This is a genomic window from Pseudomonas wuhanensis (assembly GCF_030687395.1).
GTDB lineage: Bacteria > Pseudomonadota > Gammaproteobacteria > Pseudomonadales > Pseudomonadaceae > Aquipseudomonas > Aquipseudomonas wuhanensis.
The window spans coordinates 5,832,159-5,858,178 of sequence record NZ_CP117430.1; the positions used below are offsets into that span (position 1 = coordinate 5,832,159).

A 26,020-nucleotide genomic window follows, 5' to 3' on the forward strand; every position below is an offset into this window, starting at 1 on the left:
TGCCCTCATTGCACCTGATGAGATTTCAAAAATGTACGACTGGCTGAACGCTCTGCCCAAGGCAGAATTGCACTTGCACCTGGAAGGTTCGCTGGAGCCTGAGCTGCTGTTCGCCCTGGCCGAACGCAACAAGATCGCCCTGCCGTGGAGCGATGTCGAAACCCTGCGCAAGGCTTACGCCTTCAATAACCTGCAAGAGTTTCTCGACCTGTATTACCAAGGCGCCGACGTGTTGCGCACCTCTCAGGATTTCTACGACCTGACCTGGGCCTACCTGTTGCGCTGCAAGGCGCAGAACGTGATTCACACCGAACCGTTCTTTGACCCGCAAACCCACACCGACCGTGGCATCCCGTTCGAAGTAGTGCTCAACGGCATCGCCGCCGCATTGAAGGATGGCGAGCAGCAACTGGGCATCACCAGCGGTTTGATCCTCAGTTTCCTGCGTCACTTGAGTGAAGACGAAGCGCAGAAAACCCTCGACCAGGCGCTGCCGTTCCGCGACGCGTTTGTCGCCGTGGGCCTGGACAGCTCGGAGATGGGCCATCCGCCGAGCAAGTTCCAGCGGGTGTTCGATCGTGCGCGCAGCGAAGGCTTCCTGACCGTGGCCCACGCCGGTGAAGAAGGCCCGCCGGAGTACATCTGGGAAGCCCTCGACTTGCTGAAAATCCAGCGTATCGACCATGGCGTGCGCGCCATCGAAGACGAGCGCTTGATGCAGCGGATCATCGACGAGCAGATCCCGCTAACCGTGTGCCCGTTGTCGAACACCAAACTCTGCGTGTTCGATCACATGTCCCAGCACAACATCCTCGACATGCTCGAGCGCGGTGTAAAGGTCACGGTGAACTCCGATGACCCGGCCTACTTCGGCGGCTATGTCACCGAGAACTTCCACGCGCTGTACACCGATCTGGGCATGACCCAGGATCAGGCCAAGCGCCTGGCGCAGAACAGCCTGGATGCGCGGCTGGTAAAGTAGTAAGTAACACCGCAAAACACTGTGGGAGCGGGCTTGCCCGCGATGAGGCCAACTGTCTCAACATCGAGTCGGCTGACAGTCCGCTATCGCGGGCAAGTCGAATCGTCGCACCGCCGCTCCCACAGGAACTGTGTTCAGCCGACGATCTCTACTTCGCTCAATTCTTCCAACGTCTTGCCCCGGGTCTCCATCCCGAACATCCACACCACCCCCGCCGCAATCGCAAAGCACATCGCCCCCAGCGCAAACACCCCGCCTTGCCCGGTCATCGGGAACACCAGCCCGGTCACCAACGGCCCGAGCAACGACCCCACGCGGCCGATGGCTGAGGCGAACCCCGAACCCGTGGCGCGTGCCGATGTCGGGTACAACTCAGGGGTGTAGGTGTAGAGCACGGCCCACATGCCGAACAGAAAGAACTGCATCAGCAGCCCCGAGGTAATCAACAGACTGACGTTGCCGCCGAACACCGCACTCTGGCCATAAAGAAACGCCATGATCCCGCCGCCGAGCATCGTCACGACGCACACCGGTTTACGCCCCCAACGCTCCACCAGCCAGGCGGCCATGAGGAAACCGGGAATCCCGCCGAGAGAAATCAGCACCGTGTAATACACCGACTGGGTCACGGCGAAACCCGACTGTTGCAACAACGCACTGAGCCAGGACGTCAGGCCATAGAAACCCAGCAAAGCGAAGAACCACACGCTCCAGATCATCATCGTGCGCTGGCGATACTGCGGCGACCAGATCTCCCGTAACGCAGAGAAGAAAGTGCCCGGTTGACTCGCCATCCGTGGCAGGCGAATGGGTTCAGGCAGATCCGCACGGCCCAGTGAAGCCCGGACCCGATCTTCGATGCCGAGCAAGACCTTATCCGCCGCATCATGATGCCCGGCCTGCTCCAGCCAGCGCGGAGACTCGGGAATGAAAAAACGAATCGCCAGGACGAACACCGCCGGCACCGCCAACACCAGAAAAATGTCGCGCCAGCCAATCACCGGCAACAGGAAGTACGACAGCACTCCAGCCGCGACGAAACCGAGCGGCCAAAAACCATCCATCAATGCGATGTAACGCCCACGTCGCTTTGCCGGAATCAGCTCTGACAGCATCGACTGAGCAATCGGGAATTCCATGCCCATGCCGATCCCCAGCAAGACTCGGAACAGCGTCAGCGTTTCGACGTTCTGCGCCGTGGAGCATAGGTAGCTGGCGATACCCCACAGCACAATGCTCCACTGGAACACCGGTTTTCGCCCGAAGCGGTCGGCCAACATGCCGGACAGCGATGCACCCACGACCATGCCGAAGAAACTCGAACTGGCCAGCAACCCGGCCTGCGCCGTGCTCAGGCCGAACTCGGTTTTGATCGAGCCGAGGAGGAACGTCATCATCGCCAGGTCCATGGAGTCGAAGAAAAACGCCAAGGCAATGATGATGAAAATGATGCGGTGATAGCCGCTGATGGGCAGCCGTTCCAATCGTTCTGCCGCGCTGAAGTTTCGTGTTTCCATGCCACATTCCCCCAATCCTGAAAATCCCCGGATCGAGTGTGCGCGATAGCGGCTGGGGATTATTGCTAAATGCGACCTGTCCACAGCTCTGAACGACGCCTGAAACAAAGATCCCGGACGTCGCACCTCAATGGCTCTAAAACGCCATTTCCAGCTCGGTTTCCTTGGCGAATCGATGGATTTCCCGCTGCCCCGCAGCGGTGATCTGCAAGGCTCGCGAATCGTTGGGCAGGCTCAACCAGCCGGACTGCATGAACAGCTGCAACAACGCAGCGCCCAGCGCCCCCCCCATGTGCGGGCGTCTTTCGCTCCAGTCCGGGCAAGCGCAGGCGACTCTGCTGTTGCGATGAGCCAGCGCCTGGATGAACACACCGCGTGTTGCCAATTGTGTAGCGCCCTTGTGAGTGATCATGACCCGCTGATCGAATTGCTCGATCCAGCCCGCATCCAGCAGACGCTGGTAGAGGTCGGCGGCCAGGGTACCGCCCAGATGGTCGTCGCAGAGTCTGGCCCGCAGCAGTGACGAAGGCGCCGCCTGAGGTTTGGCGATAGGGCTGGTGCGTTTGAAAACCTCTGGAATGTCCCGAGGCGCGCTGGCCAGGGTCGCGCTGGCCAAGGCCTCTATCGCGGCGCCGACTTCGGGCGCGGCAAGCCGGAAAAACCGTTTGCGTCCACGGGTTTCGACTTTCAACAGACCTCCGGCGGACAAACGCCCTAAATGCGCACTGGCCGAAGACGGCGACAGGCCGGCCAGCAACGCCAGCTCTTCGGTTTGCCGCGCCGAGCCGTCCATCAAGGCCCACATCATTGCGCTGCGCTTTGGGTCAGCCAGCAATGTGGCGATCTGGCTGATGCAAGGTGCATGTTCCATGTATTCACTCCCTGTTGAATCGTTTCGTCTACTGCTCAGAGACATCTTGACCAGTAATGTGTCGTCGGCCAAGACGCGAAAACCGTCATAAACCGGTAAAGCCACCCACTCACCCAGGCCATTGCTTCGCGGGTGCAATGAAGGTCCGGTGATGACCATTGGGTCTGACCGAATCGAACCTGAACTCGCCATTGCGAGGTCGACGGTGCGTACATCAGGCGAGCGCTAGTATAAGCGGGTTAACCGCCGGTTCCTGCCCTCGGGGGCCCATTGGTGGTGATAGTTCCTGACAGAAATTTCGCTATTTGCCTGCGACTAATGATCGACATCCGATTTCGTCGGAAATTGACTGCTTATACGAGCGCATCGGCTGGCAAGCATTTCCCGCAAAAGGTTCACCGGCTTACTCAATTGTGCGCGATGGGCGCACAGCAAATTCAGCGGTGCGCGCTCACAGAGCAGTTCCGGCATCAGCACTTTCAACCGACCGGCCAGTACATCGGCGGCGACATCGAGCCAGGACTTATACGCAATCCCCGCCCCCGCTACGGCCCACAGACGCACAACATCGGCGTCGTCACTGAAGCGATCGCCACTGACCGTCAGGCTCACTTCGCGTTTGCCATCGTGGAAACTCCAGTGATCGTGGACCCGGCTGCCGAGCATGAACAACAGGCAATTGTGCTGAGCCAGTTGCTCCAGATGCCGAGGTTCGCCATGCCGGGCCAGATAACTCGGCGCTGCACAGAGCACGCGACGGTTCTGCGCAGCGATGGGCAACGCCACCAGGCTCGAGTCTTCCGGCTCGCCATAACGCAGGGCAATGTCCACCGGTTGGCGGAACAGGTCGGCGATGCGGTCGCCCAGCAGCAACCGTACCGTGAGTTTCGGATGCTCGCGCTGAAACTCGTCGAGCCATGGCAACAGCAGGTTGCGACCGAAATCCGAAGGCGCCGACAGCTGCAAAATCCCGCTGACCTGATCTTGCCCGCTGGCCAGCAAGCGGCGGCCCTCATCGAGATTGCTCAAGGCTGCCCGGGCGTATTCCAGAAAGCCCTCGCCTTCAGCGGTCAGGCGCAGGCTGCGGGTAGAACGGGCGAGCAAGCGCGCGCCGAGTTGCTGTTCGATGCGCTTCAACGCCGCACTGGCCACTGCCGCCGACATATCCATCACCCGCGCCGCCGCCGACAGACTGCCCAGGTCCGCAGCCCGAACGAACAACTGCAAGTCATCGAAACGCAACATCGTCAGCCCCGATTATCAAAAAAATATTGAAAGAGACTGCTCTTTTAGCGGGTTTTATCTTGCCGGGAAATAACCAATCATCTGTCCCATCGAAATCATTCCCTCTGAGGAACCCACCATGAAAGCCATTGCCTACTACGCCTCCCTGCCCATCAGCGACGAAAAATCCCTGCAAGACATCGAACTGCCAGAACCGGTCGCCGGCCCGCGCGACCTGTTGGTGGAGGTCAAAGCCATCTCGGTCAACCCGGTGGACACCAAGGTCCGCCAGAACGTCCAGCCTGAAGGTGGCGCGGCAAAGGTGCTGGGCTGGGACGTGGCCGGTGTGGTCAAGGCTGTCGGCAGCGAAGTGACCTTGTTCAAGGCTGGCGACAAGGTGTTCTACGCCGGCTCCATCGCCCGTGCCGGCGGCAATAGCGAGTTGCATGTGGTGGACGAGCGAATCGTCGGCCATATGCCGAAAACCCTCGGTTTCGCCGAAGCCGCCGCCCTGCCGCTGACCGCCATCACCGCGTGGGAACTGCTGTTCGAACGCCTGCAAGTGCGCGAAGACAAAACCGATGAAGGCCAGAGCCTGCTGATCGTCGGTGCCGCTGGCGGCGTGGGTTCGATCCTCACGCAACTGGCCAGCCAGCTCACCGGGCTGAAGGTCATTGGCACCGCTTCCCGTGCACAAACCCAAAGCTGGGTGCGTGACCTGGGCGCCGACCAGGTGATCGATCATAGCCAGCCGCTGAGTGAAGAACTCAAACGTGCGGGGTTCGAGCATGTGACCCACGTCGCCAGCCTGACCCAGACCGATCAACATCTGGATCAACTGGTAGAGGCGTTGGCGCCGCAAGGCAAACTGGCGTTGATCGATGACCCGAAGTCGCTGGACGTGACCAAGCTCAAGCGCAAGAGCCTGTCACTGCACTGGGAATTCATGTACACCCGCTCGCTGTTCGAAACCGCAGACATGATCGAGCAGCACAAACTGCTCAACCGCGTCGCCGGGCTGATCGATGCGGGCACGTTGAAAACCACGGTCGGCGAACACTTCGGGACCATCAACGCAGCCAACCTGCGTCGTGCCCATGAACTGCTGGAGAGCGGCAAGTCCAAGGGCAAGATTGTGCTTGAAGGGTTCTGACCCAAGGATCAAAAGATCACAGCGCCTACAGGGGATGACCGAAATATCCGGGATGTACTTCGCCGTCCCCTGTTGCCGTCAGTCAGAGAATTGACCGTTGTCACAATTGCGATCGTATTCGGGTCTACAATCGAAAGCTCTGCGAACAATCATTTACGTGATGTCTTTTGCGAGACGTCTTTTACAAGAGGAGCTCCGCAATGAAGATCCTGATAAAAGAAGTGGCAACATCCCGCTGGCAGGTCCGCCTGGATCAACACGCTGTGATGTTTCGCAGTGAAGCCGAAGCGCTAGCCTTCACTAAAACGCTTGAAGCGCGCTTGCACGCGCCCCATCAGTTTCCCGACCGTCAGCAGCGCGCTGCTGGCTGAGTCCGTCCTCATACCTGGGCTTGCGTCAACGCCCGGGCATTTTGCAAACGTCGGGTGAGCGTCGCCGCGCTCACCACCAGAATCCCGCACAGGCTGATGACCATGGCCATCGGCATGGCGCTGCCATCGTGCAAAACACCCACCAATGCTGCGGCCCCGGCGGCGACGCTGAACTGCAGGCAACCGAGCATCGCCGAGGCACTGCCCGCCCGCGCGCCCTGCCCGTTCATGGCGCAGGCCGAGGCGTTGGGCACAATGCAACCCAGGCTGGCGATGCAGAGGAAAAGCGGAATCAGCAACGGCCACAACTGCGCGGTGTGCAACGCGCTGACCGCCAACAGAGCCAGACCGCCCGCCAGATAGAGCCAGACAGTACGCGCCAGTAAAAAGGCCGGACCGCGCTTGGCCAGCATCCGGGCATTGACCTGGGCCACCAGAATGAAACCCGCCGCGTTAATGCCGAACAGCCAGCCGAAATGCTCGGCCGGCACGCCATAGAGTTTGATGAAGACGAACGGTGAACCGGCGATGTAGGCAAACATCCCGGCGATGGCGACACCACCGGTCAGGGCATGGCCGAGGAAGATGGGGTCCGCCAACAACCGGCCGTACTGACGCAGCGCGCCCGACAACGGTTGGCGCGGCACATGGGCCGGCAGACTTTCCGGCAGCCCGAGGGCCACTGCCAATCCTGCCAGTGCACTGAAACCGGTCAGCACCAGAAAGATCGATTGCCAGCCAGTCGTGTTGACCAACAACCCGCCCAGCATTGGCGCAAGAATCGGCGCCAGGCCCATCACCAGCATCAACTGCGAAAAGACCTTCGCCGAACCCACCGCATCGCATTTATCGCTGACCACCGCCCGCGAAATCACCATGCCCGCGCAACCGCCCAGCGCCTGGACGAAACGTGCGCCGATCAACCACTCCAGCGTCGGCGCATAGGCACAGGCCAATGAAGCGACGGTGAACAAGCCGACACCTGTCAGCAAGGGAATCCGTCGCCCGAAGCGATCCGCCACCGGGCCGTACGCCAGTTGGCCAATGGACAGGCCAAGGAAATAGGCCGCCAGGGTCAGTTGAACGTGTTTTTCGTCGGTGCCGAAAGCGAGCGCCATCGCCGGGAACGCCGGCAAATAGAAATCGATCGCCAGCGGACCGAAAGCGCTCAAGGCGCCGAGAATCAGGATTGTACGGAGGTTCATCAGGCGTCCAGGTTAGGCATGCAGGTTGGCCATGGATCGGCAGGCCAACAGTCTAGCCGGGCGTGGACGCCTTGAACATTCCGTTAGGTCGCTAACTATTAAAAAATCAGGCCAATTTGACGCTATAACCTTCTTCGCTGATCGCAGCGATCACCTGATCGGCCGTCAGCGCGCTTTCAACGCCGACTTCTTTTGCCGCCAGATCAATGCGCACGCTGGCCGCGGGATCCTTGGCTTGCAGCGCCTGAGTGATGGCCTTGACGCAATGACCGCAGGACATGCCTTCAACGTTGAACACTTGCATGGGACGTCTCCTTAATGGGGCCCTTTAATGAGGGTTGGTGGCAGTCTCGAGCTTGCCACCATGGCAAGGTCAAGTTCTCAAGCAAGCTGCCGGGCTGGCAATCGGCGCCGCGCTCGGCCAAGCTGCGTCCATCTATGACTCGACATCAGGAGATTCAGCCATGCGCTGGTCAGCTCTCAGCCTGTTTGGCTTACTCAGCCTCTTTGCCGCGACACCTTCGGTTCAAGCCGCCGGGGAGGACTACGGCGTGCTGATCATTTCCCGCGAGCGCCTGGAAGTGTCGACTTCCTGCGAGATCGGTGTGTACATCCAGGATCAGCTATCGGCGCGACTGTTCCAGGAACAGAGCACCTCATTCAACCTGCCGCCAGGCAATGTGTCCCTGCGCCTCAAACTGCTGCCGGGCCAGGCCCCGGGTTGCAACCCGGGCATGCTCGCACCGGGTTCGCAGAACATCACGCTCAAGGCCGGGGATGTGTTGAAGTTCCGGATTGCGATGACGCAGGAAGGGATGTACCTCAAGCCTGCGGCTCTCGGGTATTGATCACCCCCTCGCTCCTACGAAGTGCAGAGTCGCGAGACGATTTGCAGAGTGGCGCTTGACCTTGCCAGCATGGCAAGGTTGATCCTGTAGGCAATTTCTACAGGGAGCGTGACCGATGTCCGAATCCACCACTTTCGATCTACCGATTGCCGGCATGACCTGCGCCAGTTGCGCCGGGCGTGTCGAGCGTGCCTTGAGCAAAGTTCTCGGCGCCACGGCCGTCAGCGTCAACCTGGCCACCGAACAGGCCCGGGTTCAAGCGCCCAGTGACAGCCTGCCGGCCTTGATGGAGGCCGTACAGCAGGCCGGTTACAGCGTGCCACAGCAGAGCCTGGAATTGACCATCGACGGCATGACCTGCGCGTCCTGCGTCGGCCGCGTCGAACGGGCACTGGCCAAGGTGCCGGGGGTGAAGAGTGTCAGCGTCAACCTGGCCAACGAGCGTGCACACCTCGAATTGCTCGGCCAGGTCGACCCGCAAACTTTGCTCGATGCCGTGACCAAGGCTGGTTACTCCGCCAGCGTCTGGGAAGTTGAACACCCGCAAACCGACGATCAACAACAACGCCTGCACCGCGAACGCTGGGCCTTGCTGGCGGCCATCGCCCTCGCCTTGCCGCTGGTGTTGCCGATGGTGCTGCAACCTTTCGGCGTGCACTGGATGCTCCCTGCGTGGGTACAGTTCGCGCTGGCGACGCCGGTGCAGTTCATCTTCGGCGCGCGCTTCTATGTCGCTGCGTGGAAAGCCGTGCGCGCCGGCGCCGGCAACATGGATTTGCTGGTAGCCCTGGGCACCAGTGCCGGCTACGGCTTGAGCGTTTACGAGTGGGCCACCGCCGCCGGCCGTCTGCCGCACCTGTATTTCGAAGCCTCGGCGGTGGTGATCGCTCTGGTGCTGCTGGGCAAATACCTGGAAAGCCGCGCCAAGCGCCAGACTACCAGCGCCATCCGCGCCCTTGAAGCCCTGCGTCCGGAGCGAGCCATTCAGGTGATCGACGGCCGCGAACAGGAGGTTGCGATCAGCGCTTTGCGCCTCAACGATCTGGTCATGGTCAAACCCGGCGAACGTTTCCCGGTGGATGGCGAAGTGGTGGAAGGCCAAAGCCATGCCGATGAAGCACTGATCAGCGGCGAGAGCCTGCCGGTACCGAAACAACCAGGCGACAAGGTCACCGGCGGCGCCATCAATGGCGAAGGTCGGTTGCTGGTTCGGACCTTGGCGCTTGGCGCGGAAACCGTGCTGGCGCGGATCATCCGCCTGGTCGAAGACGCGCAGGCGGCGAAAGCGCCGATCCAGAAACTGGTGGATAAAGTCAGCCAGGTGTTCGTACCCGTGGTGCTGCTGATCGCGCTGGCGACCTTGATCGGTTGGTGGTTGTACGGCGCACCGCTGGAAACCGCGCTGATCAACGCCGTCGCAGTGTTGGTGATCGCCTGCCCTTGTGCGCTCGGGCTGGCCACGCCGACGGCAATCATGGCCGGCACCGGTGTGGCGGCGCGCTACGGGATTCTGATCAAGGACGCCGAAGCCCTGGAGCGCGCTCATGAAGTCAGCGCCGTGGTGTTCGACAAGACCGGCACACTGACTTCGGGTGCGCCGCGCATCGCGCATTTGAGTGCCATCGAAGGTGACGAAGCCGCCTTGCTGCAAATGGCCGGCGCCCTGCAACGCGGCAGTGAACACCCGCTGGCCAAGGCTGTGCTGGATGCCTGCGCCGAGCGCGGCTTCACCGTGGCGAATGTCAGCGACAGTCAATCACTGACCGGGCGCGGCATTGCCGGCAGTCTCGACGGTCGACGGTTGGCCTTGGGCAATCGGCGCCTGCTGGAAGAAAGTGGCCTGAGTGCCGGACCACTGACCGATTCCGCCACCGCTTGGGAAACCGAGGGCCGGACCCTGTCCTGGCTGATCGAACAAAGCCCTGAACCGCGAGTGCTCGGCCTGTTCGCCTTCGGTGACACGCTCAAACCCGGCGCCTTGCAAGCAGTGCAACAGCTGAGCGCACGGAACATCAGCAGCCATCTGCTGACCGGCGATAACCGCGGCAGCGCCAAAGTGGTCGCCGAGGCGCTGGGCATCAGTGATGTCCACGCCGAAGTATTGCCGGCGGACAAAGCCGCCACCGTCGCCGCGCTGAAAAAAACCGGCGTGGTGGCGATGGTCGGCGATGGCATCAACGACGCGCCGGCCCTCGCCGCGGCAGACATCGGCATCGCCATGGGCGGCGGTACCGACGTCGCCATGCACGCGGCCGGGATCACCCTGATGCGCGGCGATCCACGGCTGGTGCCGGCGGCGCTGGAAATCAGCCGCAAGACCTACGCGAAGATTCGCCAAAACCTGTTCTGGGCCTTCGTCTATAACCTGATCGGCCTGCCACTGGCGGCGTTCGGCTTCCTCAACCCGGTGCTGGCCGGCGCGGCCATGGCGCTGTCGAGCGTCAGCGTGGTCAGCAATGCGCTACTGTTGAAAACCTGGAAACCCAAAGACCTGGAGGACAACCGATGAACATTGGCCAAGCGGCCCGCCAGAGCGGTCTGAGCGCGAAGATGATTCGTTACTACGAATCCATCGGCCTGCTCAAGGCGGCCCATCGCACCGACAGTGGCTATCGGGTTTACGGCGACGACGATCTGCATACCCTGGCGTTCATCAAGCGCTCTCGGGATCTGGGCTTTTCACTGGAAGAGGTCGGCAAACTGCTGACCCTCTGGCAGGATCGCCAGCGAGCCAGTGCCGACGTGAAGGCCCTGGCCCGTCAGCACATCGACGAGCTGAACCAGAAGATTCGCGAACTCGGGCAACTGCGCGACACCCTGCAAGACCTGGTAGAACATTGCCAGGGCGACCACCGCCCGGACTGCCCGATCCTCAAGGAGCTGGCGTCGGGGTGCTGCGCCGAACCCGCCCATTCCTGAGCGCCAACCCCTTCGCCACCAGCAACGTGGTGAGGGGAATGCCGTGGAACAACAGCACCACCGCGCCGGGCGTCCACCAGGAATAGAACGGCGCGGCGATCAACATGCCAATGCCGAACCCGGTCATTTGCAGCAGCGTCAGAAAGCTGAAAATCGGCAGGCGCAGGTTGTCCGGTTCACGTTGCAGACGTGACATCAGGCCGACTTCCGAGAACCCGTCGCCCAAGCCTGCGGGCAATGAAAACAGCAGCAAGCCATAAAGGGTTTGCTGTTGGAACATCAGGATGAAGCCACAGGACATCAACAGCACGCCGAAGAAAAATCGCCGTTCCAAGTGCGCGTTGTCCGCACCTTTCAGGCGACTGGCGATTCGCGCTCCAATGAATTTCCCGCTGGCCCAGACTGCCAGCATCAGGCCGAGCGTGGTGCTGGCCGACTCGGGTGTCAGCAGTTTTGAAATGATCGGGAAACCGACGTTGTGCGCGGCACTGCCCAGCGTATCGGCCATCGCGACGGCAAGCATCGCCGCCAGCACCGGCGCTGTGCGCAAGCCCTGACGCAGAGCCGGCCATTCGCCTTGTTGGTGAAGAGGTTCCTCACTGAGTGCCGGTCTGGAAAACCGCAGCGGCACTATCAGCAGCGCCGCCAGCAGGTAAGTGGCCACGTTCAGGGCAAACACCGTTTCAAAGCCAAACCCCGCTACCAATAACCCCGCCACCAGACTCCCGCCGACCATCGCCGCAGACGACGCCGAGGTAATCCAGGCGTTGGTCTTGAGCAGCTGCGCCTTATCGATCATGTGCGGTAATTGGCTGTTCAGGCCAATGGCGAACATCGAATTGCCGAACCCCAGCCCGAACGCGATCAGCGGTAACAGCAGCGTTTGTTGGGTGACCGGCAACACAAGCAGCAAGCCCAGCAAACCGGCGCGCAGCAGGTCGAAGGCAATCAGCGGCAGGCGCCCGGCCCAGCGGCGATAGAAACGGGTGCCGATCAGGCTGGCAAAGATGCCCCCGGCTACACGACTGGCGAGGAAGATGCCGACGCTCATGGCGCTGTTGCTGAGCAGGTAAACGTAGGTGGCCAGGGCAACCATGTTGAGGAAAGCGCCGAAATCCGAAATCAGCCGGGCGACGATGATCAGTTGGGCATTGCGGGTGGAGTTCACATTCAGTCCTTGAGTGTGGGGAATATCGCCGTTGTGGATTGTCTGGTCTGACGCCATCGCGGGCAAGCCACGCTCCCACAGGTCAGGTGTCGATCATAGAATCCGGGTGCAACACAAAACGTGTGGGAGCGGGCTTGCCCGCGATGCAGACGACGCGATCCGAAAAAAAACATCTACAAAAAACCCGGCCGAAGCCGGGTTTTGGGTCAATCGATCACTGCATCCACGGTGGCGGCGGCTCTTCGGCCTTGCTCGGTGGCGCATCGTCCGCAGCGCGGATCGCTTGCTTGCGCTCTTCATCGAGGCGGGCCGCCTCGATCTCGCGCATGATCCCGCCGACGTCCGCCAGCTCTTCCGGCTCGTCGAACTCGCCGGTCAACACACTGGCCGGGTGCAAAGTGCCGGCTTCATACAACGCCCACATTTCCTTGGCGTACTTGGTGCGTTTCAACTCCGGTGCAAAACGACCGAAGTAAGACGCCATGTTGCCCACGTCCCGCTCCAGCATGTTGAACGCGTGGTTGTTGCCCGCCGCATCCACCGCTTGCGGCAGGTCGATGATGACCGGGCCGGTCGGCGTCAGCAGTACGTTGAACTCGGACAGGTCACCGTGCACCAGACCGGTACACAGCATCAGCACGATCTGCGAAATCAGAAACGCGTGATATTCGCGCGCCTGATCCGGCTCCAGCACCACATCATTCAGACGCGGCGCGGCATCGCCGTACTCGTCGGCCACCAGCTCCATCAGCAGCACGCCTTCGAGGAAGTCGTACGGCTTGGGTACCCGCACACCGGCGCCGGCCAAGCGGAACAACGCCGCCACTTCGGCATTCTGCCAGGCATCCTCGGTTTCTTTCTTGCCGAACTTGGATCCCTTGGCCATCGCTCGAGCCTGCCGGCTGTTGCGCACCTTACGGCCTTCCTGATACTCGGCCGCCTGACGAAAACTGCGTTTATTCGCCTCCTTGTAGACCTTGGCACAACGCAGCTCGTTGCCGCAGCGCACCACATAAACAGCTGCTTCTTTACCACTCATGAGTGGGCGCAGCACCTCGTCGACCAGACCGTCCTCGATCAGGGGTTCAATGCGTTTTGGAGTCTTCATCAGCTTTTATTGTGGGTCCTTTATTACCAAACACGCGAAAGTCATTCGTTATACGGCAATCCTCTCATTCGCGGGAGGGGTTGCCGACCTATGAACATTGCGGATGCACACAATGTGCCGGATTAATCAGGCAAAACCCATCGACCGCTCAGGATCATAGCTGAGCCTGCACCACTTGTTGACGAAGGGATGCGAGGGTATTTGCGACAGAATCTGACACGTCGATCTACCCTTCGCCGGATTTCTCTCAACAGACCTCAATTTCCTCGCTCATCAGCCGAAGGCATTAGAGGGAACAGAAATTGTCCGACGATCGTAAACGTTTACAGCTGCCAATAATCCGCGAGTCATCTGCACTGCGTGGGCCTACAAGAAAAAACTGGAGCGCGGATGAACATCAAACAGAAGTTGACCTGGGCGTTTGCAATCATCGCCTGCTTGCCCGTGGTGCTGGTCGCCACCCTCGTGGTGCTGAACTTGCGCAGCGATGCCAAGGATAATTTTGTCGACGGCAGCGGCCGCGAGATTCGTCAGGTCAGCAATGCCATGCAGCTGTTCTTTGACGGCATCAGCCAGAACGTCGATTACCTGGCCACCCAACCGCTGATCAAGAACTCCGACGACAGCCTCAAAACCTACATGAGCGCCAACGCCGAGAGCATTCCCCAAGGCGAGTCGGACAAAAAAATCTTCGCCCTCCTCCAGGACCTGGGCAACAGCCACCCGGCCTATGCTTATGCCATCCTTGGCACCGCAGCGGGTGGTTACGTGTCCTGGCCGGACGATGCGAAGCTGAGCAATTACGACCCGCGCCAGCGCCCTTGGTATAAAGCCGCGCAGGCCAAACCCGGCAAGCCATTTCGCACCGAAGCCTATTACTGGGCTCAGGATGACGCGACTTACGTCAGCACCGTGCGCACCATCGATAACAAACTGGGCAGCAATGGCGGCGTGGTCAGCATCGACGTGACGCTCAAGCAACTCACCGAAATCGTCAAACAGATCAAACTCGGCGAAACCGGCTACCTGATGCTGGTGGAAAACACCGGCACAGTACTGGTCGATCCGAAGCAACCAGCACACAACTTCAAAGCCCTCAACAGTCTCGGCGACGGTTACGCGCAACTGGCCAAGGCCGGCAAAGGGCTGGTGGAAGTCGAGCTCAATGGCGAGCGCTACATGGCCAACGTCTGGCCGTCGGAACAACTGGGCTGGACCTTTATCGGCCTGATCAAGCAAACCGACGTGATGAGTTCGGCCACTCAACTGACCTGGCTGATCGCGATCATCGCGGCGGTACTGGCGGTGTTCTTTGCCATCGTCGGCGCCAGTTTCGCCAGCCTGATCGTGCGGCCGATCCGCAGCGTGGCCAGCGGTCTGGAAGGCATCGCCCAGGGCGAAGGCGACCTGACCAAGAACCTGCACATCCGTGGCAGCGACGAAACCGCGCAACTGGCCAACTGGTTCAACCAGTTTCTGGCGGCGATTCGCAACCTGATTCAAAGCATCGGCGGCGCGGCGACCAAGATCCTCGCCACCTCCCAGAGCTCGACCCAGGTGTCCAGCGACATGGCCGAAGCTGCCGGGCGTCAGCGTGAAGCGGTGGACATGGTGTCCACGGCGTTCCACGAAATGGTCGCCACCGCCAACGAAGTCGCGCGTTCCTGCAGCCAGGCCGCCGAGTCGGCGGACAGCGGCCAGCGCCAGGCGCGCGAAGGTCAGCAACAGATCGATGCCGCAGTGAGCAGTGTTGATCGCTTGAGCCAGGAAATCGAACAATCGGCGCAATCGATGCAACAGCTTGAGCGCGATAGCAACGACATTCAGTCGATCCTTGGGACCATTCGCTCGATCGCCGAACAAACCAACCTGCTGGCGCTGAACGCGGCCATCGAAGCGGCCCGGGCGGGTGAACAGGGTCGTGGTTTTGCGGTAGTGGCGGATGAAGTTCGCGCCCTGGCCAAACGGACTGCCGACTCCACGGCAGAAATCGACGGGCTGCTGGGCAACCTGGCCAAGCGCACCAGTCAAGTGACGCAGCAGATGCATGCGAGCCTGGAAGTGTCTCAGCAATCGGTGACCCGTATCGGCGAAGCGCGCAGCAGCTTCGGGCAGATTCGTGAATCGGTGGATGTGATTCGCGACATGAACACTCAGATCGCTACGGCGGCTGAGGAACAGCATCAAGTGGCCGAAGACATCAATCGCCACATCAGCCAGATTCATGGCGACGCGCAGTTGGTGGCGGAACTGGCAAACTCGGCGCGCCTGGATTCTCAGAGCCTGGCGGGGTTGTCGAATGAGCTGGATGGGTTGGTTCGGCGGTTCAGAACCTGACCGGATACGGGTGGCCGCTACGCGGCCAATCGCGGGCAAGCCCGCTCCCACAGGGTTTGTGTTGTCCTTGTGGGAGCGGGCTTGCCCGCGAAGGCGTCATTACTGCCTAAACAATTCCCCCGGGGTAAACCCGAACAATCCCTTGAACGCCACAATAAACGCCGACGTCGAGTCATACCCGCAAGACAGCGCGGCATGGGTCACGCTGTTCCCCTCCTCCAGCAAACTCAATGACGACAGCAGCCGCATGCGCTGCCGCCAGCTGCGGAAGCTCAAGCCGGTTTCACGCTGGAACAAGCGCATCAGGGTTTTCTGCGACGTGCCCAAACGCTCGGCCCATTCCTGCAAGGTCGCATTGCGCTCCGGGCTATCGATCAGCTCGTTGCACAAGCCCAACAAACGTTCATGCCGGGGCAACGGCAGGGAAAACCCCACCTCCGGCAGACTCGCCAATTGATCCAGCAACACGCCCACCAATCGCGCCTCCTGGCTGTCGCCCTGTGGATATTCCACGGGAAGCAGGCAAAAACGCTTGATCAGCTCCCGGGCCAATGGCGTGACTTCCAGAACCCGGCAACGCCCGTCCGCCCATTGGCAGTCCTCGCGGCGCACGTACAGGCTGCGCATCTCGGCACGCATTGAGGTCACGACCTGATGCTCGAGATCCGCCGGAATCCAGATGCCCCACTGCGGCGGCGCAAAGAAACTGCCCTCGGCGGTATGCACACCGAGAACGCCGCTAATGGCGTAGGAAAACTGCACCCAATCGTGACGATGCGGCGGCGTCCACGAACCGGCATTCAGACTTTCCGCGCGCGCATACAACGGTCGCGGCAACACCGTGAGCGTAGGAATGATTCGTTCGAGGGAAAGTTGTCCGTTAGTCGGCATTGATTGGCCTTATGTCGCAAGACGGCTGGTAGAGCCGACGTTAGGCTAAGTCATCAATTCTTACAAACGTATTCGGTGCCGGTCATGCATGCCTTCAAACACCTCAAACGCGTGGTCACCGACTGGTTTTTGTGCGGCATGCTGCTCGCCACGCTGCTGGCGTATTTTTTCCCGACCTTCGGCGCCACCGGCGGCGGGATGCACGCGGAGTACGTGATCAACATCGGCGTGTTTCTGGTGTTCTTCCTCCATGGGGTCAACCTCTCCAGCGAGCAGATCCGCCATGGGCTGAAAAACTGGAAGCTGCATGTGATGGTTCAAACTTTCACCTTTGCGGTGTTTCCGCTGATCTGGCTGCTGAGCGACAAGCTGCTGGGTTCGCACATCCCCTCACTGCTGATGCTCGGTTTCCTCTACCTCTGCGCCCTGCCCTCGACCATTTCCTCGTCCGTGGCCCTGACCGGCAGCGCGGGCGGCAACGTACCGGCAGCGATTCTCAACGCGAGCCTGTCCAGCGTGCTGGGGATTTTTCTGACACCGTTGCTGGTGAGTTTCGTGGTCGGTAGCGGCGCGGGGGGGATCGATCTGGGCTCAACCTTGCTCGACTTGTGCGCCATGCTGCTGTTGCCGCTGGTGCTTGGGCAATTGCTGCGGCCGTTCCTGGGCAAGTTTTTCGCTCGGCACAAGCGCTACACCAACATCGCCGACAAACTGGTGATTCTGCTGCTGGTGTACTCGGCGTTCTGCAACTCGATGGTGTCGGGGATGTGGCAGCAACAGGGCAACGGCGTGATTCTGACTGCGCTGATGGGCAGTACGATTTTGCTGGCAATCATCCTGTGGATGACCACCCGCACCGCTCGCGCGCTGAAGTTCAGCCCTGCCGATGAGATTGCCGCGGTGTTCTGCGCCAGCAAAAAATCCCTGGCGGCCGGCGCACCGATGGCGGCGCTGATCTTCGGTGCCAACCCCGGCCTTGGCCTGATTCTGCTGCCGATCATGATCTATCACCCGTTGCAGTTGATCGTCTGCTCGGTGATGGCCGAGGGTTACGCCAACCGCAACCGGGAACTGGCCGCGCAGCAACGCGCGGCAGTGCTCAACCCTCAATAATCAGGGCATCAATAATCAGGCCCTCAGTAATCAGCGCTCGATAATCGCCGTCACGCCCTGACCGCCAGCGGCGCAGATCGAGATCAACCCTCGGCCCTTGCCCGCCGCGTCCAGCAGTTTCGCCAGGTTGGCGACGATGCGCGCACCGGTGGCGGCAAACGGATGCCCGGCGGCCAGTGAGCTGCCTTTGACATTGAGCCGGCTGCGGTCGATGGAGCCCAGCGGCGCCTCGAGACCGAGACGGGTTTTGCAGAACTCCGGATCTTCCCAGGCCTTGAGTGTGCAGAGCACCTGAGCGGCGAATGCTTCGTGGATTTCGTAGTAATCGAAATCCTGCAAGGTCAGGCCGTTACGCGCCAGCAAACGCGGCACGGCATAAGCCGGCGCCATGAGCAGCCCTTCTGCGCCGTTGACGAAATCCACCGCCGCCGCTTCGCCGTCACGCCAATAGGCGAGGATCGGCAAGCCGCGCTCTCTCGCCCATTCCTCACTGCCCAGCAGCACCACCGACGCCCCATCGGTGAGTGGCGTGGAGTTGCCCGCGGTCAGGGTGCCCTTGGCGCTTTTCTCGAAGGCCGGTTTCAGTGAGGCGAGTTTTTCCAGGGTCAGATCCGGGCGCAGGTTGTTGTCCCGGGTGAGGCCGAGGAACGGCGTCATCAAGTCGTTGTGCCAACCTTCGGCGTAGGACGCGGCCAGTTTCTGATGGCTTTCCTGGGTCAGCTGATCCTGCTCATCGCGCGGGATGCTCCAGGTCTGAGCCATCATTTCACAGTGTTGGCCCATCGACAGGCCGGTACGCGGCTCGCCGATGCTTGGGAAGTCGGGCATCAAGTGGCGGGGACGCAGTTGCAGGAAGGTTTTCAGTTTGTCGGCGGTGCTTCGGGCGCGGTTGGCTTGCAAGAGGATCTTGCGCAGGCTTTCGTTGACACCGATCGGCACGTCCGAGGCTGTGTCGACACCGCCGGCAATGCCACATTCGATCTGACCCAGGGCAATTTTGTTCGCCACCAACAACGTCGCCTCCAGCCCCGTGCCGCAGGCTTGCTGGACGTCATAGGCCGGCGTCGTCGGCGACAACCGCGAGCCCAGCACGCATTCGCGGGTCAGGCCGTAATCGCGCAAATACTTGAGCAGCGCACCCGCCGCCACTTCACCCATGCGCACACCATGCAGGTTATAGCGCTCGATCAGGCCTTCCAGTGCTGCGGTGAACATCGCCTGGTTACTGGCAGTGGCGTACGGCCCGTTGGACCGGGCAAAGGGAATACGGTTACCACCGATAATCGCGACGCGGCGCAGCTGAGTCATGAAAAAGCTCCTTTTAATCAACTATGAACACCAAACCCACAGGGGGGCTGCATTTCCTGAAAGTCCTGCTAAACCCAATCTCAAACTAACCTGCAATGATCAAGCGTAGGCCGTATCTCGTGGGTCGAACGACTAATTGCCGTTCATGGTCCACACTTTTAATCCCAGTTGCTGGAGCATGATCCATGTCTGACCGCTATATCGACTTCGCCAATTCGTCCATCGGCCATCGTGTGGTCGGTGCCCTGGGTCTGCCGTCGCCGGTACGACTGGAACGCTGGCAAGCAGGCCGGCTGCGGCCAATCGAGGGGGCGTTGTTGATTGGCGGCGGCCCGCTGACAGAAAAAGTGGGCAGCCTCGCCAACCGCCTGACCGACACGATTTACAGCTACGGCACCGATCCGACCCTGGCCACCGCGTGGATTCCCGGCCACGGTCAGAAACTCAAAGCCGTGGTGTACGACGCCAGTGACCTGGTGCAGGTCGATCAGCTGAAACAGCTGCGCGAGTTCTTCCAGCCGCTGATGAAAAACCTCGATCACCATGCACATCTGGTGATTCTTGGCCGAGCGCCAGAGACCTTGAGCGATCCCTTCGCCGCCAGCGCCCAACGCGCCCTTGAAGGGTTCAGCCGTTCGTTGGCCAAGGAACTGCGCAGCGGCGGTACTTTGCAGCTGATCTATGTCGGCGAAGGTGCCGAAGATCAACTGGAAGGCCCATTGCGGTTTTTCCTCTCGCCCAAAAGCGCGTTCATTTCCGGGCAAGTCATTCGCTTGAAGGCGTGTGAGGCGCAGGTGATGGACTGGAGTCGTCCCTTGTCGGGACGCAAGGCACTTGTGACGGGCGCGGCTCGCGGCATCGGCGCTTCGATCGCTGAAACCCTGGCCCGCGACGGCGCCGAGGTGATTTTGCTCGACGTGCCACCGGCCAAGAGCGATCTAGAAGCCTTGGCCGCACGCCTCGGCGGGCGCGGCATCACCCTGGATATCTGCGCCGAAGACGCCGCCGCACAATTGATCGAGCACTTGCCCGATGGCATCGACATCGTGGTCCACAACGCGGGCATCACCCGCGACAAAACCCTGGCCAACATGACCCCGGAATTCTGGGACGCGGTGTTGGCGGTCAACCTCAACGCGCCGCAAGTGCTCACCAAGGCTTTGCTCGACAGCGGCACCTTGCGCGACAACGGCCGAGTGATTCTGCTGGCGTCCATCAGCGGCATCGCCGGCAATCGCGGGCAAACCAACTACGCGGCGAGCAAGGCCGGGTTGATCGGCCTGGCCCAAGCCTGGGCGCCGCTGCTGAGTGAGCGCGGCATCAGCATCAACGCCGTAGCGCCAGGGTTCATCGAAACCCAAATGACCGCGCACCTGCCCTTCGGCGTGCGCGAAGCTGGGCGACGCTTGAGTTCGTTGGGCCAGGGCGGCCTGCCACAAGACGTCGCCGAAGCCGTGGCCTGGCTGGCACAACCGGGCACTGGAGCATTTACCGGGCAAGCATTGCGCATTTGTGGGCAAAGCGTTTTGGGAGCCTGACCATGACCACCAACTGGCAAACACTCCATAGCGAACCGGGCCTGCAAACGCTGTATGTGAAGGCGGCAATGCGACGAAAAATCACCGGCACCACCCTGCCTGACCTGGGTTATCACTGCTGGGTCAATGTCGATCCGAAACGCCTGGAAGCTTATCGCAAGGTGTGTGGCTTCGCCGACAACGGGCTGCTACCACCGACGTATCCACACATCCTGGCGTTTGCCTTGCAGATGCAATTGCTCACGGCCAAAGCGTTTCCATTCCCGCTGCTGGGGCTGATTCACTTGAGCAATCGCATCCGCATCTTGCGCCCCATGGGCGGCGTGCACCGGGTGCGGGTCAGCGTGAAAGTGCAGAACCTGCAACCCCATGCCAAGGGTGCGACGTTCAATTTGGTGACGACGCTCGATGATCAGTTGGGGCCGCTGTGGGAGGCTGAAAGCCAGATGCTCTGTCGCGGCGTCAAACTGGAAGGCGAGCCTGTCGAGGAAGCGTTTGCATCAACGCTGTCACTGACCGAAGTGGCCCACTGGAAAGCGCCAGCGGACATTGGCCGCCGATACGCCAAGGTGTCCGGGGATTACAACCCGATCCACCTGAGTGCGATCAGCGCGAAGCTCTTTGGCTTTCCCAGCGCCATCGCCCATGGTCTATGGAACAAGGCCCGTACGCTGGCAGCCCTGACCGATCATTTACCAACGGCCAACGTCGAGATGGCGGTGCAGTTCAGAAAACCGGTGCGCCTTCCCAGTGAAGTGACGCTGATGTCCAGCGCGGCGGGGTCCAGCGGGGATTTTCAGTTGATGGGCGCGGGGGATCTGGAACACATGGTGGGGCAGTGGCGGCCGGTTGCCTGATGGTTCGGTCTGATCGTTCCCACGCTCTGCGTGGGAACGATCAGACCGTGGGGCGATGCCCCAGATGGAATACCTACACCGCAGATCAGGAACCGACCAAACCCCGAGGCTGCGGAAACAAATTATTCAACGTCTCCAACAACCGCACGTGATAAATCGGCTTGCGAAACAAGTCCAGCACCTGCAACCGCAACATATCACTCACATCCTCCATATCCGCATGCCCCGACGTCACAATCACCGGCAAATGCTGACGGGCCGTATGCTCACGCAACCGCTTGATCAACGACATGCCACTCTCCTCCGGCATCCGCAAATCAGTAATCACCAGCGCAATATCAGGATGACAAGTCAAATGATGAAGAGCGAGTTTGACCGACGTTGCGGTAAAACAAGTAAAGCCCTCGCCCTCCAGCAACTCGGCCAATTCCAGCAACGCATCCTCCTCATCATCGACCAGAAGAAGCTGTTGGCGAGGAATCGCTGGAGCGTTCATGGGTAACACCTGCAATGGACTAAGCCTTGACGTTAGAAGCCCTTTGCGGGATTGGCAAATGACTGCCTGTTGCCAGCCTTAAAATCAAAGCGCGGCGGAAATTGTGGTGAACATGTCGGTGACACTCGTGGCGATGGGTGTCGCAAATGCTGCCAGCGCAACGGCCACCATACCCGCAATAATCGCGTACTCGATACCCGAAGCACCTTCAGTCTCTTTGGCCAGACCTTTGTAAGAAACGATTTCGGATTTGATCTTCTGAACAACTTTAGTAAAGGACATGAGATGCCTCCTATGACAGCGGATGTTGCACAGCTGCAACATGATTCCCCTATGCCAGCATCAGCATTGTCGGCAAACCCCGCACCAACAACTGTAAGAACCTATTAATACTTAAGCAGTACCAAGTTCATTGACGTCACAAAACAGCGCTTTTGGCTTCAAGCCGTTACTTTTGTCAGATATTTCCCGCCCTGTAATGGCGTTTTGCTCTACCTGCGCTACGGTCAAATAGCGAAATAGTTCCATGTTCATCGCTGCCTGATTGCGAAGTCATCTCGTTAGCACTCTTGGGGGGCGTTACGCAGCAGGAAAGGGAGAGCCGTCATGAACAGTCGCGTCACCATGGGCCTGGCCGGGCTTTTTCTGGTAGGCGCCATCATTGCCGGTTACTGGGGGCTGGCGCTGAGTCGCCAACCGGTACCCGAATCCGTCGCGCAACCCGGCACATCATCGACCCCACTACTGGCGCCGGCGGACGACCCGACCCGCCAACCGGTGGTTGTGCTGCTGCGTGACATAGCACCGTTCGAACAAATCACCGCAGCCGATGTGACCGTGGAGAAACTCCGTACCGCTCCGGCCGGCAGCCTGTCCCGTCTTGATCAAGCCATTGGCCGAATGCCTTGGCGCACGCTGACTGCCGGCAGTTGGCTCAATGATGAAAGTTTCGAAACCGGCGGGGCGCTGGCACGAATGATCCGCCCCGATGAGCGCGCCCTCGCCGTGGCGGCGGATGATGTGATCAATGTCGGCGGTCAACTGAGCCCCGGCGACTATGTCGACGTCCTGCTGTTTCTGCGCATGGACACCAACAACCTCCAGCAATCGGCCCAGGTCGTGGTCCCGGCATTGCGGGTGCTGGGTGTCGGCGACCAGTTGGGGCTGATGAACGATGGCCAGCCTGCCAACCCGGCGCGCAGCAACGAAGAAAGACTCAAGCAGGAACAGCAGCGCGCCAGCGCCCGCACCGTTTTGCTCGCCGTCCCCGAACCTCTCTTGAGTCGCCTGATGCTCGCGGCGCAGGTCGGTGTTTTGCGCCTGGCCGTGCGCAGCGCCGAGGAAAAACGCCTGAACCAATACTGGGCCGGCAACCGTGATTCAAAGGCGAGCCTGGCCAGTGCCAATCGCGAACTGGTGCAGTTCAGTCAACTGGCCCTGGCCGGCACCCCCAAACCCGTAAGCGGCGGCGCGGCACCGCGCAAGACGGGCGTGGAAGTCATCCGCGGCAATGAAGTCACCCAACAAACGCCCTGAATCGAGCGAGGACGCTTCTCCATGCGCAGACGTTTCACGCAGTACTTGCTCGACAACGGCTGCTTCGATAAATGCAGCGGGTTATCGCAATGAGCCAGCCCCAGAACCTGAGTCAGACGTTCCTCGCGATCACGCGTAACAGCACCGACTTCGAGTGGCTGCAAGGTGCGCTTGCCCCTTTGGGCCGAGTGATCAGCGCCGGTGGCGGCAACCTCGATGAGCTCTTGACGCTGGTGGACGTGACCTTCGCCAGCCTGGTGTTCGTGGGCCTGGACCGTGAACATGTGGTGGCCCAGAGCGCGTTGATCGAGGGTGCCCTGGAGGCCAAACCGATGCTCGCGATCGTCGCTTTGGGCGATGGCATGGACAACCAACTCGTGCTCAATGCCATGCGTGCCGGCGCGCGGGATTTCGTCTCTTATGGCTCACGCTCCAGTGAAGTTGCCGGCCTGGTGCGCCGCCTGAGTAAACGCCTGCCGACCGTGGCGCCGAACCTGCAACAGAGTCAACAGGGAGGCCTGACCGTGCTTTACGGCGCGCAGAGCAATGCCGACGGCGCGTTGCTCGCCAACCACCTGGCGCACGTGGTGCAAAAGAGCGGCCAGCAGACACTGTTGCTGGATCTGGGCCTGCCGCGTGGCGACAGCCTTGCGTTGCTGGGGCTGGAGAGCTCGTTTCATTTCGGCGATGCGTTGCGCCATCTGAGGCGCCTCGACGCGACGCTGATCGACAGCGCCTTCACCACCTGTGACGCCGGGCTGCGAATCCTCGCCTACGCCAGCAACGACGAACCGCTGGAACAGACCAGTGCCGCCGAGCTGTACATGTTGCTCAGCGCCTTGCGTCAACATTTCCAGCACATCGTGGTGAACCTCACCGGCCAGTCGGACAGCGAAGCGTTGCGCACCTTCGTCAGCCATTGCGACAAGTTGCTGTGGTACACCGATCAGAATGTGCTCGACTGCCGACGCAACCTTGAGGTGCTCGGCCGCTGGCGCGAAAAAGGCCTCAAGCTCGATCACGCCAGGTTGCTGGTGGACCGCTATCTGCGCAACGTCGCGCCAGACTCCGACACGTTGAGTAAAAGCTTCGGCATGGAGGTTATGGCGGTCCTTGCCTACAGCCCGGAAGTACGGCTCAACGCCAAGAATCAGGGGGTGAGCCTGTTCGAATTGGCCCCGCGCGAAAACCTGACCCAAAGCCTGCGCGCCCTCGGCGAACGACTGGCCAAACGCTCCGAAGACCTGGACAAACCCAAGGCCGGCTGGTTTGACCGATTGAGGGGCGCGCAATGAGCGGGGAAAGACTCTTCGGCGCGCCCTCCCACGGGTCGACCGGCAATACCGACCACGAGGGCCTGAAACTGGTGCTGCACCGCTACATCATCGACGCCATCGAAGAGTCCGGAAAAAACCTGCTGGAAGGTTCGCGGCCAATGCTGTCGCAGTTCGTCATCGACAAAGTCGCCGAGTACATCGCCCGTCTGCACCTGGCGATCTCCCGTTATGAGATGGAGCGGCTGGCTGAGGAAATCGTCGACGAGCTCACCGGTTTCGGCCCACTGGAGGTGTTGCTGCGTGACTCGACGGTGACCGAAATTCTGGTCAACGGCCCGCACCGGGTGTTCGTCGAGCGCGAGGGTGTGTTGCACCTGAGTGACCTGCGATTCATCGACGACCACCACGTCGAGCGGGTGATGCAACGAATTATCGCCCCCTTGGGCCGACGGCTCGACGAGTCTTCGCCGATGGTCGATGCGCGCCTGCCCGATGGCAGCCGGGTCAACGCGATCATCCCGCCCATTGCTCTCGATGGCCCGTGCCTGTCGATTCGAAAATTCCGCAAGGACATGCTCAAAAGCTCCGACCTGATGGCCATGCAAACCATCGATCAGGCGATCTTTGAATTTATTCAAGAGGCCGTGGGCAAGCGCTGCAACATCCTTGTCAGCGGCGGTACCGGCACCGGCAAGACCACGCTGCTGAACATTCTCAGCCAGTTGATCGCCCCTCACGAACGGCTGGTCACCATCGAAGACGTCGCCGAATTGCAACTCGGCCATCCTCACGTGGTGCGCCTGGAAACCCGACCACCGAATGCCGAAGGCCATGGCGAAGTGAAGGCCAGCGATCTGATTCGCAATGCGCTGCGGATGCGCCCGGACCGAATCATCCTCGGCGAAATTCGCGGCGTCGAAGTGGTCGACGTGCTCACCGCGATGAACACCGGGCACGACGGTTCCATGAGCACCGTACACGCCAACAATGCCCAGGATGCGCTGTTGCGCCTGGAGACTTTGGTGGGCCTGACCGGACGCGCCATCGCTGAACGGACCCTGCGGCAAATGATCTGCGCGGCGCTGGACGTAGTGATCCAACTGACGCGCCTGCCCGATGGCCGCCGCTGCGTCAGCGAAGTGGTGGAGGTCGTCGGTATTCGTGATGACATCTATGTGACCAATACGCTGTTCCGCTTCGACCGACGCACCGGTTTCGGTTTTCTGCGCGAGGCGGTCAACCCCGCCGGCGATAAACTGCGTCGTGAGTCGGCGCTCTCTCCCTTATCGCCCTGAAGGGTC

The 26,020-nt window shown here is 60.7% G+C and carries 24 protein-coding genes and 1 pseudogene; 14 read left to right on the plus strand and 11 right to left on the minus strand.

Annotation, left to right across the window (positions count from 1 at the left end; translation table 11 throughout):
• Nucleotides 1–31: 31 nt before the first annotated feature.
• Entirely contained in the window at nucleotides 32–982 is a 951-nt protein-coding gene (locus tag PSH88_RS26955; protein WP_305423730.1) for an adenosine deaminase, read from the plus strand.
• 134 nt (nucleotides 983–1,116) lie between these two features.
• On the opposite strand, the gene PSH88_RS26960 is transcribed toward PSH88_RS26955, so the two are convergent.
• The 3 genes from PSH88_RS26960 to PSH88_RS26970 form a co-directional block, all read right to left on the minus strand.
• Nucleotides 1,117–2,499, minus strand: coding sequence for an MFS transporter (locus PSH88_RS26960; protein ID WP_305423731.1), 1,383 nt, complete (start codon nucleotides 2,497–2,499; stop codon nucleotides 1,117–1,119).
• A 136-nt stretch (nucleotides 2,500–2,635) separates the two neighbouring features.
• On the minus strand, nucleotides 2,636–3,370 hold the full coding sequence (locus PSH88_RS26965; RefSeq protein WP_305423732.1) for an ArsR/SmtB family transcription factor: 735 nt from the start codon (nucleotides 3,368–3,370) through the stop codon (nucleotides 2,636–2,638).
• A 315-nt stretch (nucleotides 3,371–3,685) separates the two neighbouring features.
• On the minus strand, nucleotides 3,686–4,615 hold the full coding sequence (locus PSH88_RS26970) for a LysR family transcriptional regulator (RefSeq protein ID WP_305423733.1): 930 nt from the start codon (nucleotides 4,613–4,615) through the stop codon (nucleotides 3,686–3,688).
• A gap of 118 nt (nucleotides 4,616–4,733) precedes the next feature.
• Here PSH88_RS26970 and PSH88_RS26975 point away from each other — a divergent pair, with 118 nt between their 5' ends.
• Both PSH88_RS26975 and PSH88_RS26980 read left to right on the plus strand, forming a co-directional pair.
• The gene (locus PSH88_RS26975; protein ID WP_305423735.1) at nucleotides 4,734–5,747 is read left to right on the plus strand and encodes a zinc-binding alcohol dehydrogenase family protein; all 1,014 of its coding nucleotides are present in this window, start codon (nucleotides 4,734–4,736) and stop codon (nucleotides 5,745–5,747) included.
• A 200-nt stretch (nucleotides 5,748–5,947) separates the two neighbouring features.
• Nucleotides 5,948–6,118: a hypothetical protein gene (locus tag PSH88_RS26980; RefSeq protein WP_305423736.1), complete on the plus strand. Its 171-nt coding sequence runs from the start codon at nucleotides 5,948–5,950 to the stop codon at nucleotides 6,116–6,118.
• An 8-nt stretch (nucleotides 6,119–6,126) separates the two neighbouring features.
• Here PSH88_RS26980 and PSH88_RS26985 read toward each other — a convergent pair whose 3' ends face one another.
• Together PSH88_RS26985 and PSH88_RS26990 are read right to left on the minus strand one after the other, a co-directional pair.
• Complete coding sequence (locus PSH88_RS26985) at nucleotides 6,127–7,323, minus strand: multidrug effflux MFS transporter (protein WP_305423738.1); 1,197 nt, start codon at nucleotides 7,321–7,323, stop codon at nucleotides 6,127–6,129.
• 106 nt (nucleotides 7,324–7,429) lie between these two features.
• A complete protein-coding gene (locus PSH88_RS26990) occupies nucleotides 7,430–7,627 on the minus strand; it encodes a heavy-metal-associated domain-containing protein (protein WP_305423739.1) in 198 nt (65 codons plus the stop codon).
• A 160-nt stretch (nucleotides 7,628–7,787) separates the two neighbouring features.
• Between PSH88_RS26990 and PSH88_RS26995 the strand changes: the two genes are divergently transcribed.
• From PSH88_RS26995 to cueR, 3 genes are all read left to right on the plus strand, one after another.
• Nucleotides 7,788–8,171 carry a hypothetical protein gene (locus tag PSH88_RS26995; protein ID WP_305423741.1) on the plus strand — a complete coding sequence of 128 codons (384 nt, stop codon included), beginning with the start codon at nucleotides 7,788–7,790 and terminating at the stop codon, nucleotides 8,169–8,171.
• 115 nt (nucleotides 8,172–8,286) lie between these two features.
• A complete protein-coding gene (locus PSH88_RS27000) occupies nucleotides 8,287–10,680 on the plus strand; it encodes a heavy metal translocating P-type ATPase (protein ID WP_305423742.1) in 2,394 nt (797 codons plus the stop codon).
• On the plus strand, nucleotides 10,677–11,090 hold the full coding sequence (cueR, locus tag PSH88_RS27005; protein ID WP_205887668.1) for a Cu(I)-responsive transcriptional regulator: 414 nt from the start codon (nucleotides 10,677–10,679) through the stop codon (nucleotides 11,088–11,090). The genes PSH88_RS27000 and cueR overlap by 4 nt, the downstream gene beginning before the upstream one ends.
• Here cueR and PSH88_RS27010 read toward each other — a convergent pair.
• Together PSH88_RS27010 and PSH88_RS27015 are read right to left on the minus strand one after the other, a co-directional pair.
• The gene (locus tag PSH88_RS27010; protein WP_305423744.1) at nucleotides 11,044–12,258 is read right to left on the minus strand and encodes an MFS transporter; all 1,215 of its coding nucleotides are present in this window, start codon (nucleotides 12,256–12,258) and stop codon (nucleotides 11,044–11,046) included. The genes cueR and PSH88_RS27010 overlap by 47 nt on opposite strands.
• A gap of 214 nt (nucleotides 12,259–12,472) precedes the next feature.
• Complete coding sequence (locus tag PSH88_RS27015; RefSeq protein WP_007907116.1) at nucleotides 12,473–13,366, minus strand: PA4780 family RIO1-like protein kinase; 894 nt, start codon at nucleotides 13,364–13,366, stop codon at nucleotides 12,473–12,475.
• Nucleotides 13,367–14,005: 639 nt separating this feature from the next.
• Here PSH88_RS27015 and PSH88_RS30610 point away from each other — a divergent pair.
• Nucleotides 14,006–14,797 (plus strand): annotated as a pseudogene (locus tag PSH88_RS30610) (cache domain-containing protein); the annotation flags it as partial.
• A 201-nt stretch (nucleotides 14,798–14,998) separates the two neighbouring features.
• Nucleotides 14,999–15,703, plus strand: coding sequence for a methyl-accepting chemotaxis protein (locus PSH88_RS30615; protein ID WP_431312688.1), 705 nt, complete (start codon nucleotides 14,999–15,001; stop codon nucleotides 15,701–15,703).
• A gap of 99 nt (nucleotides 15,704–15,802) precedes the next feature.
• Here PSH88_RS30615 and PSH88_RS27025 read toward each other — a convergent pair whose 3' ends face one another.
• Nucleotides 15,803–16,594: an AraC family transcriptional regulator gene (locus tag PSH88_RS27025; protein ID WP_305423747.1), complete on the minus strand. Its 792-nt coding sequence runs from the start codon at nucleotides 16,592–16,594 to the stop codon at nucleotides 15,803–15,805.
• Between the two features lie 84 nt (nucleotides 16,595–16,678).
• Between PSH88_RS27025 and PSH88_RS27030 the strand changes: the two genes are divergently transcribed.
• Nucleotides 16,679–17,707 (plus strand): bile acid:sodium symporter family protein, encoded by a 1,029-nt coding sequence (locus tag PSH88_RS27030; protein WP_305483415.1) that lies wholly within the window; start codon nucleotides 16,679–16,681, stop codon nucleotides 17,705–17,707.
• Nucleotides 17,708–17,737: 30 nt separating this feature from the next.
• Here PSH88_RS27030 and PSH88_RS27035 read toward each other — a convergent pair whose 3' ends face one another.
• Nucleotides 17,738–19,015: an acetyl-CoA C-acetyltransferase gene (locus PSH88_RS27035; protein ID WP_305423749.1), complete on the minus strand. Its 1,278-nt coding sequence runs from the start codon at nucleotides 19,013–19,015 to the stop codon at nucleotides 17,738–17,740.
• 185 nt (nucleotides 19,016–19,200) lie between these two features.
• On the opposite strand from PSH88_RS27035, the gene PSH88_RS27040 reads away from it, so the two are divergent.
• Nucleotides 19,201–20,553, plus strand: a complete 1,353-nt coding sequence (locus tag PSH88_RS27040; protein WP_305423751.1) for a 3-oxoacyl-ACP reductase — start codon at nucleotides 19,201–19,203, stop codon at nucleotides 20,551–20,553.
• Between the two features lie 2 nt (nucleotides 20,554–20,555).
• On the plus strand, nucleotides 20,556–21,410 hold the full coding sequence (locus PSH88_RS27045) for a MaoC family dehydratase (RefSeq protein WP_305423753.1): 855 nt from the start codon (nucleotides 20,556–20,558) through the stop codon (nucleotides 21,408–21,410).
• Between the two features lie 85 nt (nucleotides 21,411–21,495).
• Here the strand turns inward: PSH88_RS27045 and PSH88_RS27050 are convergent, their stop codons facing one another.
• Nucleotides 21,496–21,906 (minus strand): response regulator, encoded by a 411-nt coding sequence (locus PSH88_RS27050; protein WP_305423754.1) that lies wholly within the window; start codon nucleotides 21,904–21,906, stop codon nucleotides 21,496–21,498.
• 84 nt (nucleotides 21,907–21,990) lie between these two features.
• A complete protein-coding gene (locus PSH88_RS27055; protein ID WP_305423755.1) occupies nucleotides 21,991–22,188 on the minus strand; it encodes a Flp family type IVb pilin in 198 nt (65 codons plus the stop codon).
• A gap of 324 nt (nucleotides 22,189–22,512) precedes the next feature.
• On the opposite strand from PSH88_RS27055, the gene cpaB reads away from it, so the two are divergent.
• The 3 genes from cpaB (at nucleotide 22,513) to PSH88_RS27070 (ending at nucleotide 26,014) form a co-directional block, all read left to right on the plus strand.
• Nucleotides 22,513–23,442: a Flp pilus assembly protein CpaB gene (gene cpaB, locus PSH88_RS27060; protein WP_305423756.1), complete on the plus strand. Its 930-nt coding sequence runs from the start codon at nucleotides 22,513–22,515 to the stop codon at nucleotides 23,440–23,442.
• Between the two features lie 89 nt (nucleotides 23,443–23,531).
• Entirely contained in the window at nucleotides 23,532–24,737 is a 1,206-nt protein-coding gene (locus PSH88_RS27065) for a CpaE/TadZ family protein (protein ID WP_305423757.1), read from the plus strand.
• Entirely contained in the window at nucleotides 24,734–26,014 is a 1,281-nt protein-coding gene (locus PSH88_RS27070; protein WP_305423758.1) for a TadA family conjugal transfer-associated ATPase, read from the plus strand. Before PSH88_RS27065 ends, PSH88_RS27070 begins: the two co-directional genes overlap by 4 nt.
• Nucleotides 26,015–26,020 lie beyond the last annotated feature (6 nt).

Excerpts from the sequence above, each read along its gene's own strand:
- PSH88_RS26955 (WP_305423730.1), top strand. The coding sequence starts at position 32 with ATGTACGACTGGCTGAACGCTCTGCCCAAGGCAGAATTGCACTTGCAC.
- PSH88_RS26960 (WP_305423731.1), bottom strand. The coding sequence starts at position 2,499 with ATGGAAACACGAAACTTCAGCGCGGCAGAACGATTGGAACGGCTGCCC.
- PSH88_RS26965 (WP_305423732.1), bottom strand. The coding sequence starts at position 3,370 with ATGGAACATGCACCTTGCATCAGCCAGATCGCCACATTGCTGGCTGAC.
- PSH88_RS26970 (WP_305423733.1), bottom strand. The coding sequence starts at position 4,615 with ATGTTGCGTTTCGATGACTTGCAGTTGTTCGTTCGGGCTGCGGACCTG.
- PSH88_RS26975 (WP_305423735.1), top strand. The coding sequence starts at position 4,734 with ATGAAAGCCATTGCCTACTACGCCTCCCTGCCCATCAGCGACGAAAAA.
- PSH88_RS26980 (WP_305423736.1), top strand. The coding sequence starts at position 5,948 with ATGAAGATCCTGATAAAAGAAGTGGCAACATCCCGCTGGCAGGTCCGC.
- PSH88_RS26985 (WP_305423738.1), bottom strand. The coding sequence starts at position 7,323 with ATGAACCTCCGTACAATCCTGATTCTCGGCGCCTTGAGCGCTTTCGGT.
- PSH88_RS26990 (WP_305423739.1), bottom strand. The coding sequence starts at position 7,627 with ATGCAAGTGTTCAACGTTGAAGGCATGTCCTGCGGTCATTGCGTCAAG.
- PSH88_RS26995 (WP_305423741.1), top strand. The coding sequence starts at position 7,788 with ATGCGCTGGTCAGCTCTCAGCCTGTTTGGCTTACTCAGCCTCTTTGCC.
- PSH88_RS27000 (WP_305423742.1), top strand. The coding sequence starts at position 8,287 with ATGTCCGAATCCACCACTTTCGATCTACCGATTGCCGGCATGACCTGC.
- cueR (WP_205887668.1), top strand. The coding sequence starts at position 10,677 with ATGAACATTGGCCAAGCGGCCCGCCAGAGCGGTCTGAGCGCGAAGATG.
- PSH88_RS27015 (WP_007907116.1), bottom strand. The coding sequence starts at position 13,366 with ATGAAGACTCCAAAACGCATTGAACCCCTGATCGAGGACGGTCTGGTC.
- PSH88_RS30615 (WP_431312688.1), top strand. The coding sequence starts at position 14,999 with ATGGTCGCCACCGCCAACGAAGTCGCGCGTTCCTGCAGCCAGGCCGCC.
- PSH88_RS27025 (WP_305423747.1), bottom strand. The coding sequence starts at position 16,594 with ATGCCGACTAACGGACAACTTTCCCTCGAACGAATCATTCCTACGCTC.
- PSH88_RS27030 (WP_305483415.1), top strand. The coding sequence starts at position 16,679 with ATGCATGCCTTCAAACACCTCAAACGCGTGGTCACCGACTGGTTTTTG.
- PSH88_RS27035 (WP_305423749.1), bottom strand. The coding sequence starts at position 19,015 with ATGACTCAGCTGCGCCGCGTCGCGATTATCGGTGGTAACCGTATTCCC.
- PSH88_RS27040 (WP_305423751.1), top strand. The coding sequence starts at position 19,201 with ATGTCTGACCGCTATATCGACTTCGCCAATTCGTCCATCGGCCATCGT.
- PSH88_RS27045 (WP_305423753.1), top strand. The coding sequence starts at position 20,556 with ATGACCACCAACTGGCAAACACTCCATAGCGAACCGGGCCTGCAAACG.
- PSH88_RS27050 (WP_305423754.1), bottom strand. The coding sequence starts at position 21,906 with ATGAACGCTCCAGCGATTCCTCGCCAACAGCTTCTTCTGGTCGATGAT.
- PSH88_RS27055 (WP_305423755.1), bottom strand. The coding sequence starts at position 22,188 with ATGTCCTTTACTAAAGTTGTTCAGAAGATCAAATCCGAAATCGTTTCT.
- cpaB (WP_305423756.1), top strand. The coding sequence starts at position 22,513 with ATGAACAGTCGCGTCACCATGGGCCTGGCCGGGCTTTTTCTGGTAGGC.
- PSH88_RS27065 (WP_305423757.1), top strand. The coding sequence starts at position 23,532 with ATGAGCCAGCCCCAGAACCTGAGTCAGACGTTCCTCGCGATCACGCGT.
- PSH88_RS27070 (WP_305423758.1), top strand. The coding sequence starts at position 24,734 with ATGAGCGGGGAAAGACTCTTCGGCGCGCCCTCCCACGGGTCGACCGGC.